Genomic DNA, 11,309 nt, shown 5'->3' with positions numbered 1-11,309 from the left:
ACTATCGAAGTATCAACTGATATACTGCATTCATAAAGTCTCAAGATTAATGCCTTTCTCAGGAAGAGCCAAAAGGGTCAATCCAATACCTTTGTAGTAAGCTTATCGAAGTAGGGCTGAACCGAGGTGCGTTTCCCGCGCAGGAATTCTGATACGTAGCGAGCCACAGACGATTCACCTCCCATTTTAAGTCGCTCCGCCAGCCAGCCATTTCGGCAAAGCAGCTTCTTTTTCATATACGCCGGAGTTTCCACCTTCCAATCTGCGGATTTTAAATCGTTTACGATCTGTTCCTTGCTCCTTCCCAATATCTCGCGGCAGCGTTCCAAACGCTGCGTCCAAACGACTCCCTCATTTCACCAGCCTAGTCCAGTCCGAGCTTCGGGCAGGCCTTCAAGTGCTTTTCGTGAGAAGAGGAATGACAAGGGTATTGGATTGACCCTTTCCCTCGCCCCCTGGGGACCGAGAGACGATTTCAAGGGACCGTTCTACCAGAACTCGCCCGCGCATTTTGTCAGCGAAATTGGGTACCACGGCGCGCCTTGTCTGGAATCGCTCAAACAGATGATTGAACCGGAACACCTGTGGCCTTTCGAGAACGACGGCGAGATAGATCCGCAGTGGCGAGCGAAAGCGGTCGCCAGCTTTCCCGATGAATCGCTACATGACGGTCGAATCCGGCTGATGGCGAACCAGGTCTCGATTTTATTCGACGTGATTCCCGACCAGCTGGAACCGTTTATCCAGGCCTCGCAAATCAGCCAGGCCGAAGCGATGAAGTTCTTCATCGAGCGATTTCGAATGGGCAAATGGCGACGCACCGGAATCCTATGGTGGAATATCCGCGACGGCTGGCCATTGATTTCCGACGCGGTGGTCGACTACTACAACCGACCCAAGCTGGCCTACTCCTATATCAAACGAGTCCAGCAAGACCTATGCGTCATGGTGGATGAAGCCGAGAATGAACGGCACAAAGTCATTGCGGTCAACGACACGCTTAACGATGCCAAAATCGACGTCGCCATTAGCGTTATCGGGCAAACGGATACGCTTTTGAAACACACCCTCACCGTGCCTGCGAATGGTCGCGCCGAAGTCGGCGAAATTCCCGCCTCCCCTGTTTGTGCTCTATACCTGCTGAATTGGCGGACGGACTCGTCGACCGGTCACAACCATTATTTAGCAGGGCCACGTCCCTTCAATTTGGAGCAATACACGCAATGGGTACCTCAACTGGGACTCGAGGCGCAGCCCCCTGCATTTGTGTCGCCATAAATTCCTGAGAGTGTGTTTAATAAGTCGAAGATCACTCTGCCTACACAGACTTATTAGTCAGCCACTTAGACAACGGAAGCAGAATTTAAAGATGAGTTTCCTAAAACAAAATACACAAGAAGCAGCCGAACTTCTCCAACAACTGAACGCCTTCTCGGATACGACCGAAAACGCAGCCGATGACATAGCCAATACACTCCGCTCAGGCGGACGCCTGCTCGCCTGCGGCAACGGTGGCAGCGCTGCGGAAGCCGCCCATCTGACCACCGAACTCGTCGTGCGTTACAAGAACGATCGTCCCGCCTACGCGGCTCTATGCCTGAACGCGCATGGCGGAGACTTGACTGCTATCGGCAACGACTACGAGTTCGACCGCGTATTCGAAAGGCAGGTGGAAGCCTTCGGCCGCACGGGCGACTGCCTGGTAGTATTCAGCTCCAGCGGTCAATCCAAGAACATCCTGCTGGCGCTCGAGAAAGCGAAGGCCCTGGGATTGAAAACCATCGCCCTCCTCGGCAAGGACGGAGGCGTCTGCTCGGGCAAAGCCGACCACGAAATTTGCGTTTCCTGCACGAGCACAGCGAGGATACAAGAAGCACACCTTCTGCTGCTCCATACGCTTTGCGATTTAGTCGAAACAAAGCTAGGGCATGAATAAAGGGCGACACTATTTGGGAATCGACATCGGCGGGACCAAATGCGCCGTTCTCGTCGGCACTGATGAAGGCGAGATTTTAGCACGCGAAGAAGTGGCAACCGCGAGCTTCGAACCCACCTGCGAATGGATTCTGACTCAAGTTGAACAGTTGTCCAAACGCTACGGCGATTCGCTTTACGGAGTCGGAATCTCCTGTGGGGGTCCTTTGGATTCGAAGAAGGGAATCGTTCTCAGCCCGCCCAACTTGCCCGGCTGGGACGCGGTTCCTATCGTTCAACTCGCCCATAAAGCTTCTCAACTGCCCACCTACTTAATGAACGATGCCAATGCTGGAGCCCTCGCGGAAGGCAGGTATGGAGGAGGACGGAATTGCGACAACTTCGCATTTTTAACCTGCGGTACCGGAATGGGATCAGGCATCGTTTGCAATGGGCAAATCCTCGAAGGGACCAACGGCTTCGCCGGTGAAATCGGTCACATGCGTCTTACCGATGATGGCCCGATCGGCTACGGAAAGAGCGGGTCCTTCGAAGGCTGGTGCAGCGGCGGAGGTTTCGCACAATGGGCCGGCATGTCCGCAAAGGAAGCGGCGAAACTGGCCCACCAGGGAGATGAAGCCGCATTGAAGGCATTCGCCCGTTTTGGCGAACAACTAGGACGCGGCTTGGCCGTTCTGGTCGATATTCTCAATCCCGAACGGATCTTGATCGGCGGCATTTATCCTCGAGCCCGACCATGGATTGAACCAGCGATGCTCGCGTCGCTCGAGAGAGAGGCGCTCTCGCCGGCTCTATCCGCTTGCGAGGTGATGCCCGCAGAACTCGGAGAACGAATAGGCGATTTAGCAGCCATCGCCGTGGCCGCCTATTGGGACGAGAAGCAATAAAGTAAAAGAAACACAACGAGCCATTCCTTAAAAGAGTGTTGCCCATACTCATTTAAGGGCATGGCAGTTTCTGGCTACCTCCTCTTGTCAAAAATCACCGTGTCCTTCGTAGCTTGTAAAGCGTAGTTGGAAGACCTAAGGTCGTTTGCTCATCCCTTTCTTAATATGAAATATGAACATCGACCCTTATTTCTGCCCCGACCCTTATTTCTGCCCCGTAGCGTAAAGTCGCGAATACTGCGAGGCCTTGGCCTACAGCAAAGCGATGGCACGTCCTGACACCCGAAACCTCCCATTTTGCTACTTACCACCTTTCCCGATATACGCCTTATACCACTTCTCAATTGTGTCTGCCGCTGGTACACCGTCGAAAGTAACAATTCGGTATTGGGCGGTATAGGTAAAACCGGGTTTCAGGATAAACGACCCCTCAATTACCGGGCTAAAAACGAAATATGGCATTTTCGGATGCACCCGCACCGGTTGTGGGTAACGAAAGTTGGACGGGTGATCCATGATAACAAATCCAGCCTGCGCTCTGTCAATCGTGCCGTATACCGCAACCCACTTCGGACGCGTATGATTGCTTTCTTCAATGCTGCTAACGCCTTGTCCGGTTAATATCTTCATCGATCCTTCATAATGTGCCTCGTCTTCCGGGCTCCAATGTGCACTGCCGCGAAAAGCGAATCCTCCATAGTGGTAAGGATGCAGGTAAACTTCGTTTTCTGTCGCACATTCCTGCTCTATCTCGATGTCTATGATGAATGGATCACTGCTGTCCCTTACTTTTACTTCCCACTCCTCGTCTATAGCCGGCCCCTGTTTTACACTGACCTGTTGCAGGTACGCCTCGAAGGAATTGTCTTTTACGGTTCCGAGTTTGGTGTGCTTGACAGTGCCGGTGCCCCCAAGCTGATTCCAGAAATCTACCACTTCGTGGTGAAATGTTGTCTGAGTCCAGGCATTGAAAATTGCGTGCTGATGCACGTGACCAACTGGAAACGCGTCAGTTAAAACTTTGCCGGCAGGAGAGTAGAGCGGATGAATGAAACCGCTTCGTGCATAATTTTTGTCCATTCCCGCTGGTGGTTGGACCGTCTCGGTGTTGTAGGTAAGCACCGGGCTGTCACTTACGAAAACATGAACCGCTTCAGCCGTTTTTTCTGTTCTGACTTGAGCGGAAAGAGGAATCGAAACGAGAATTACCGGCGTTAAGGCAATAACTGATCTGACGATAAGATTTTTCATGGGTGTGATGTTATGAATTGGGGCGGGTAAATATTTGAACTGAGTATGGGATCGACGTGAGAACTGGCAACCATGATCGACGTGCGGATACCACGCAAAAAAGATCGAACCGGAATTATGACCTGTGTGACCAAACAGGTAGATCATTATGCAGAAGCGATTGAGTCGTTTCTTAACGATTCCGTCGAAATGGTGGAATTGAGACTGATAGTTGCCATAGCCTAAAATAATTTCGAAAAGTTTATTCTTTAAGCGGAGCTTGGTGATCACCCATCATATAGGCGAAAAAGTCGGGCAATTGTTCATTGCTGAGATCGTTTAAAAGACCCGCTGGCATGAGTGACTGACTCGAAGTTTCTATGGCCTCGATTTCGGAGTTTGCTAACAGCATCGGCTTCTGTGCCCCCACAAGGTTGAGTGAAATCCGTTTGTCCGTTTGGGCGGAAATGGAGCCTGATAAAGTTCGACCGTCCTTTAGCTTGACCGTGGATAACTTGTACCCGGCAGGCACAACCGCGTTTGGATGCAAAATGTTTTCCAAAAGGTAATCGAGTTCATTTCGACCGGATCCTGTGAGGTCGGGCCCAAGTATGCTGCCTTCTCCATATAACTGATGGCAACTGCCACACCGTTGGCTGAACAGTGCTCTGCCGGCGCTTGTATCGGCCTTTCGCAGTGAATCGGCGGTAATTAGGGTCCTGATTTTCTTTTCCAACTCAGAATTTGCGGCATCAGCGCCTAGGGGATTAATATCTCCCCATAGCCGAGAAAGTCGCTTGGTCAAAGATCGATCGCCTAACGCGACTATTTGCCGAGCCTGAATCGAATTTAATATATCTGGGGCAAACCGCCTTTCAGCCACCTTATCGAGCAACAACCCGGCCCATTCGGCGCGCGACACCAGGACGTCTATAGTTGTGTCCTGCTCTGCGGGCATCATGTTTCCAAAGCGCTCCAGCATTTTTCGGCCGACCTCCACGTCAGGAAAACGAGCGAGGGCTTGAGCGCTAATTCCGGCCAGTTGATCTTGTTCGATCCAGCGCAACAGGTGAGATTTCAAGTTGGGTAAATTCGAAGTTGCAAGATTGCGAATCGCGGAACGACGAGCATTGGGATCGGCTGTACTGTCATCAACAATTTCGATCAGGCTTGTGAGTGCTCTGCCGTCTCCAAAAATTGCGCCCAGTTGATTTACGTAAGGTGAGTCAGCGGCCATCTTGGAAATCGCCTTCCATTGAGGTGGTGGTAGTGCCTTCGGCACACCTTCAAGCGCGTCGGCTAGTCCGGCTATGTGTGTATTGATGTCTTCGGGGGATCCAAGTAAAAGACGGGATATCAGGCCTTTGTTCGTTTCGTAATTTTCTCCGAGCCTGCGGATTATGAACCGTCTGATTTCCGGAATTCGACACGACGTTAAAAGGCGTTTTATGCTAACCTCCTCTGCGTTGGCAACTATCGGTTCGATGTTATACCACAACATCAATGGGTAGTTGTGGTCTTCGTCATCCTCAGTATAAGCCAAAAGATATTCTGCGACGGAAAGCCGGGATTCCAAATCAAGTTTTGGCAGCAGCGAAACAATGGCGAGGCGGACACGTGCGGAATCGTTGCGTGCAGCTTCAACAAGGCCGGGCAGTTCAGTGACGGATACCGTTTCTTTTTCCCGTAGAAGGTGAATGGCCTGCACTCTTATCGACTCCCGTGGATCCCTGAGCAATGTCTCGGGTTTTGAAACTCCGGCGGCATGCAAGGCTGTCAGATATCTGAGTGCGAGCATTTCATCTTTTTCATTTTTAAATCGATCTTGCAGACCTGCTACCCACTTTTTGGAGAGCAGGTTTATCGCATTGATTTCCTGAATCAGTAACCGGGCTTGACGCGCGTACCAGACGTTTGGGTGCCGTAGCCAGGCATCGAGCTGTTCGAAGGTTTCGGGAATGGATTTTGGACCGGTTGTTACTTCCCCGTATCGGATACGATAGACCCGGCCGGAGCCCCGGTGGATGGCGTCATTGTCGTGACATTCACCCGTGTCCGACCAGTCCAGAATATAAGCGTCTCCATCGGGCCCTTGCATGATATCGACAGCCCGGAACCACGGGTCGGGAAATTTCACAAAATCGGGTTTATGTTTTGCCACCCAGCCGCTGCCTTCCTGGTGAAGGGACTCACGGTTGACTCGGCGGCCGTGAAAATTGAGTGCATAGAGATCTCCCCGGTACTGTTCAGGCCATTTGTCGGCCTGATAAATCATGAGCCCGGTATGGGCATGGCCTCCGCCAAACGCATCCTCCGCATCCACATTTTCCCGGGTGATTTTCCAGTCTCCGTTTATATCAAAGTGCCAATGGTCCGCATGCATATCCAAAAGCCGATAGAGAAACGGCCGCTCATGTTGGCCATACATTCGTTTTGTAAATCCACCGGGAATTCCCTGCCATAAATGTCCGATTACGGTGTTGATGTAGAAAAGATCGCCTTCGCTGTTCCAATCGTGTCCCCACGGATTGGTACCCCCTTCGGTCCATAACTCTACTTTTTCTCTTTGCGGGTGATAACGCCAGATACCGGTGTTGATGCGAGTGCGGTCACTTTGCGGGGTGCCTGGTTTTCCAACTACTGAAGTTGATTGAATTCCGTGCCGCCCGTAGAGCCAACCATCGGGTCCCCACTTTAATCCGTTAACGATGGTGTGGCGGGTTGTTTTCAGATCAAATCCATCCAGTTTTATTTTCGCGGGTCCATCGGGGACCAGGTCTCCGTCGACATCCGGGAAAAAAACCATGGTTGGAGACGTCAGTGCCCACACTCCTCCAAATCCAACGGCGACGCTCGTAAGGCGTTGTAAGTTATCCGCGAACACAGTCCTGGTTTCGAAGCTTCCGTTATTGTCTTCGTCTGAGAGTACGACGATTCGATCCGATTGAGTGAGGTCATAGTTCAGGCTGCGATCGGAGTAAGTGTTGCACTCAGCGACCCAAAGGCGACCCAGGTGATCCCAGGCAAACGAAATCGGCTGACTGACCGTGGGCTCTGAAGCAATTACGTCTATCGAAAAACCATTGGGTGTGGCAGCGTTGATGGCGGTGGATTCGGGTGAAAGCGCTAGTTTTGTAGCTGTGTCTGCCCCGCCACTTTCTCTCACGCTTTGCAGGATGCTGCCGAGTTCCACCACTTTTTCGGATTCGTTATTGTAGAGGTTTGTCGTCTCTTGTGGATCCAGTTTCAGGTTGTAAAGCTGACCAGTCGGCGCGCTCTCCTGAATAGTTTTTGGATCTGTGAAACCACCGGAGCCACGACCCTCAACCAGTTTCCAATCACCTCGTCGAAGGGCAAATAGTCCTCTCAAGGAATGATGGACTGCGAATGGTCGGACTACTTTGTTGCTGCCTGTGATTATGGGGAAAATTGACAGGCTATCCATTCCGGAATCGCCGCTGCTGGACTCACCTACGATCTCGGAAATCGTTGCAAATACATCTGTTAACTCGATCGTGGCATCGATGGTGCGGCCAGGTAGGGAACGGCCTGGCCAACGGGCCAGAAATGGAACTCTGTGACCCCCTTCATAAATGTCTGCCTTTGTGCCTCGCCAGTTTGCGTTGCTCTGGTGGTTGTAACGACGGATCATCTCTCCTCGTTTGGTTTTTGGTGCATCCCCACCATCATCCGATGCCCGGAAATCCCAATAATGAAATAGCCCGCCGTTGTCGCTGGTAAACAGGACCAAAGTGTTCTCGGCTTGGTTGGTTTCGTCCAGCGCTTTGAGGATTTCGCCCAGGGCGTTATCCGTTGCCACCACAAAATCGCCATAGCTGCCGGCCTCGCTTTTACCTATTGATTCCGGTGTGGGCACGACCGGAAGATGGGGAGCGGAAAAAGGCACATAACAGAAAAACGGAATCGGGTCGTTTTCCGAGTCGCGAATTATTTTTGCGGCCTCCGATGCTATTCGAGGCAAGACGTCCCCTAGTTCAAAGTCCTCTGGCGTCACGCCCGGCACCTGGTTCATGAATAGGCCATCCCGGTTATCTGCTGTTTGCTTGCTTGGAATTTCAACAACCCTGTCGTTCCTCAGAAAACAATACGGACTCATGTCCAGTGACGCAGCGATTCCGAAAAAAGTATCGAATCCGCGTTCGATAGGACCTCCTCGGAAGGGCTTGGAGAAATCTACATCGAAACCCGGCCGAAATCCTTTTGATATGTCTCGGTCCCATATAGTAGATCCGTCTTTGGCCGTCCACTCCAGTCCAAGGTGCCATTTGCCTATACAGTGCGTTTTGTAGCCAACTCGTTTCAAAAGGCTGGCCAGAGTGTCACCGTCTTTCTCGATTAGCGGAGGATCAAACCCGTCAAGTACTCCAGACTTCATGCGCGTTCGCCACGCGTACCGCCCGGTTAACAATCCGTAACGGGTGGGTGAGCAAACAGAGGAAGGGGAATGGGCGTCGGTAAACCTGACTCCCTCCTCAGCCAACCGGTTCATCGCCGGCGTCGGAATTTTGGAACTCGGTTGGTAACACTGTGGATCTCCCCAACCAAGATCGTCAGCCATCACGATGACAATGTTGGGCCTTTCAGCCGCCAGGTATTGAACAGTAAGGAGGAGAAAAGGTAGAATAAATGACAGTTTCATTTGGCGGGGTACGGATCAATGTTTTACAAGGCTGGACTATTGAAGCTAAACTGAAATGTCCAACTATTCGATTCAGCTTCGGTTGGTTTTTGATTAGCACTATAAATCGATATTGTAATCGGTACTGGGTTACCGATGCGAAAGCGGTTTGTCGATCATCCGAGGAAATGCAGGTAAAATAAGAATGAAATTAGCGGCGATCCCGTCTCAAAAATCGGATTACAAATTCCACGATTTAGGGTGAGGACGCTCAAGTTGTAAGTTTGTTAAGATCCTTTTACTAATCGACTTCCTGACGTTAGTATCCTTAAAAAAGCATCTCATCTCATCCTTCTATGAAACAGAAATTAACAACAGCTGTTTTCTGCTGTATCCTAATAACTTCGTTTTCCTTAAATCTTGGTGCTGATTGGAAAGACGATTACGCCGTTGCTGAAGGTTTCCGGTTAGAAATTGACTCTCAAGGTTATCGTTTCCCCACAGCTATCGCCTTTGTTCCAAATCCGGGAACCAATCCGGACTCCCCGCTCTACTTTGTAACAGAAATCAGGGGACGCCTGATGGTCGTATCGAACGACCGAACGGTTCGAACGTTCGCAGAGGATTTTTTCAAACTTGAACCTGTATTGGAATTGCCCGAAGTTGCGGGAGAGATCGGTATGGCGGGCCTTTGTCTAGAACCTGAAAACGGTTATATTTTTGTCTCTTATGCTTATGAGGATGAAGCAGGTTTGTACAGAAACGGGATTTCACGATTTCAATCTGAGCCAGGCGTATTTAGTCTTCAGCCGACATCGCGAAAGGAATTGGCTCCCATTTTTAAAAACTATCTTTCGGCAGTGTCTCATCAGATAGGTCCCATTGCGATCTACGATGGAAACATTTACGTTAGTATCGGCGACGCAGAGGTGGGGGTTTAGGGGGAGGAGTGAAAATTGAAAGCATGGAGAAGCAATTTGTCTGATTTTGCTGATAGGAATTTGCTTTTCAGCGGCGAAGCCGCAGAGGTGGGGGTTTTGAAATGAGTATTAAAAAACTTTTCCCTAAGGCCTTGCATCCGACAGTGCAGAATTCACCAGGGCTTTTATGTAACTTACGGTGTAGGCCGTCCCGACATTGGGACCGCCCACCATCTCAGGCCAATGATCGCCATGTAGTCCGCCATCGTATCCCACTTCGACCAACGCCTGCATAACCTTGTACATATCCATGTAACCATCATCGAGGAAGGTTTCCGCAAATTTCGGCACGGTTCCGGAAACGTTGCGGAAATGCACCAGGAACAGCTTGTTTCGCGACCCAAAGTACCGGATGGTCTCGATAACATCTTTGCCCATGGAGTCACCACCTTGCAGCCAACAGCCGGTGCAAAGACACATCCCCACGTAGTCGCTGTCGGCGATCTCCAAAGCGCGTTTGTAACCTTCAAAACTGCTGAAAATACAGCGAGGCACATTCCCCAGAGTAACCCCTGGAGGATCATTGGGATGAATGCCAATCCGCACCTTGCATTCCTCGGCAACCGGAGCCACTTGTTTGATGAAATAAATGAAATTGTCCCAGATCTCCTCTTCAGTGAAAACACGGTCGGGATCGGGGCGGTTCATTTTCCGGCCCTTTACCGGCATCATAGGTTTGGATTCGTCATACAGCCGGGTTTCGACACCCTCACGGTATTCCCCCGATTCCGCCCGCCAGGTGCCAAGAGGCGAATGGTCATAGTTGAAATACCTAATGCCGGCTGCGGCCAGATTGCGCAGGTTCTGCTTGAATGCCTCTATTTTCTCGTCCCGGCCGGGCAGTCCAAGTGTCACCTCCTCCATTTTCATTAGACTGCCGTTTCCAATGGTCCAGAGTTTCAGGCCATGCGATTCGGCCCTTTCACGGATGCGACGATAGTTGTCCGCGGTATGACCTCCTTCATCCGCGCTGGTCTGGACATACGCAATGCCCAGCTGCTTACAAAACTTCACCTCGTCCGGATCCATACTACCGGACATTGAATAAATGAGCTTTGGAGCTTGTCCATTTCCATGCGGATGGCCCGGTGTTGCCGCCTGGAGATGATTCCCCGCTCAAACTCGCGGGACTTCTCGGTGACATACTCGAATACCGCTTCCTCGACCTTCATGGTTTCGGCGGCTTCCTTGTAGTGGTGAATAAAGTAGTTCACCGCAAAAGAGAGTGTCTTGGTTGAACCGGATTGCTTGAGCTGATTTACAGCGGCGATCGCGTCCCGGTTCTGATCGTGGGTCAAAGTGGTCCAAACAGTCTGGCCGTCCGACTGGTCGTTGAGGTACTTGATTTCCAGTTGCTGACGCTCCGCAACTGCCGCGGCCCGGTTATTGAAGTTCTTGCGGATACGGTCCCCATTCAGAGTACCGGACAACCGCCAAGCCTCCCCGCCGCCGGGGTTGGTGAACTTGGTAATTTTGAATCTTTGTTTAGCCATGATCTACCCGCTAAGGTAGACTTCTTTTTCAGATTTGCCAATTCAAATTGGCAAATATAGCGTAAGTCGTTGATAAAATGGTGGAGGTGGCGGGAGTCGAACCCGCGTCCCTTGAGCCTTCACATACGGCGTCTACATGTTTAGT

General features: G+C 51.1%; 10 protein-coding genes and 1 other RNA gene. 5 read left to right on the top strand and 6 right to left on the bottom strand.

The annotated features are described in order from the left end of the window. Positions 1–77 precede the first annotated feature (77 nt). Positions 78–236: a hypothetical protein gene (locus O3C43_22585; protein MDA1069279.1), complete on the bottom strand. Its 159-nt coding sequence runs from the start codon at positions 234–236 to the stop codon at positions 78–80. Positions 237–435: 199 nt separating this feature from the next. Between O3C43_22585 and O3C43_22580 the strand changes: the two genes are divergently transcribed. The 3 genes from O3C43_22580 to O3C43_22570 are packed head-to-tail and all read left to right on the top strand — an operon-like array spanning position 436 to position 2,822. After that, positions 436–1,278: a hypothetical protein gene (locus O3C43_22580; GenBank protein MDA1069278.1), complete on the top strand. Its 843-nt coding sequence runs from the start codon at positions 436–438 to the stop codon at positions 1,276–1,278. Positions 1,279–1,288: 10 nt separating this feature from the next. Continuing rightward, on the top strand, positions 1,289–1,936 hold the full coding sequence (locus tag O3C43_22575; GenBank protein ID MDA1069277.1) for an SIS domain-containing protein: 648 nt from the start codon (positions 1,289–1,291) through the stop codon (positions 1,934–1,936). Next, entirely contained in the window at positions 1,929–2,822 is an 894-nt protein-coding gene (locus O3C43_22570; GenBank protein MDA1069276.1) for an ROK family protein, read from the top strand. Before O3C43_22575 ends, O3C43_22570 begins: the two co-directional genes overlap by 8 nt. Positions 2,823–3,122: 300 nt before the next feature. On the opposite strand, the gene O3C43_22565 is transcribed toward O3C43_22570, so the two are convergent. Next, positions 3,123–4,073, bottom strand: coding sequence for a PmoA family protein (locus tag O3C43_22565; protein ID MDA1069275.1), 951 nt, complete (start codon positions 4,071–4,073; stop codon positions 3,123–3,125). A gap of 72 nt (positions 4,074–4,145) precedes the next feature. Here O3C43_22565 and O3C43_22560 point away from each other — a divergent pair, with 72 nt between their 5' ends. Beyond that, positions 4,146–4,298, top strand: a complete 153-nt coding sequence (locus O3C43_22560) for a hypothetical protein (GenBank protein MDA1069274.1) — start codon at positions 4,146–4,148, stop codon at positions 4,296–4,298. A gap of 16 nt (positions 4,299–4,314) precedes the next feature. Here O3C43_22560 and O3C43_22555 read toward each other — a convergent pair whose 3' ends face one another. Beyond that, a complete protein-coding gene (locus O3C43_22555) occupies positions 4,315–8,712 on the bottom strand; it encodes a sulfatase-like hydrolase/transferase (GenBank protein ID MDA1069273.1) in 4,398 nt (1,465 codons plus the stop codon). A 335-nt stretch (positions 8,713–9,047) separates the two neighbouring features. On the opposite strand from O3C43_22555, the gene O3C43_22550 reads away from it, so the two are divergent. Beyond that, a complete protein-coding gene (locus tag O3C43_22550; GenBank protein MDA1069272.1) occupies positions 9,048–9,632 on the top strand; it encodes a PQQ-dependent sugar dehydrogenase in 585 nt (194 codons plus the stop codon). A gap of 123 nt (positions 9,633–9,755) precedes the next feature. Here the strand turns inward: O3C43_22550 and O3C43_22545 are convergent, their stop codons facing one another. The 3 genes from O3C43_22545 to ssrA all read right to left on the bottom strand — a co-directional run. Next, positions 9,756–10,712, bottom strand: coding sequence for a mannonate dehydratase (locus tag O3C43_22545; GenBank protein MDA1069271.1), 957 nt, complete (start codon positions 10,710–10,712; stop codon positions 9,756–9,758). After that, entirely contained in the window at positions 10,682–11,164 is a 483-nt protein-coding gene (locus O3C43_22540) for a hypothetical protein (protein MDA1069270.1), read from the bottom strand. Before O3C43_22540 ends, O3C43_22545 begins: the two co-directional genes overlap by 31 nt. A 78-nt stretch (positions 11,165–11,242) precedes the next feature. Then, positions 11,243–11,309: a transfer-messenger RNA gene (gene ssrA, locus O3C43_22535) on the bottom strand; the annotation flags it as partial.

This window comes from Verrucomicrobiota bacterium (assembly GCA_027622555.1).
Lineage (GTDB): Bacteria > Verrucomicrobiota > Verrucomicrobiia > Opitutales > UBA2995 > UBA2995.
Note: the sequence above shows the minus strand (reverse complement) of the source record. Positions and strands in the feature narration are given on the sequence as shown.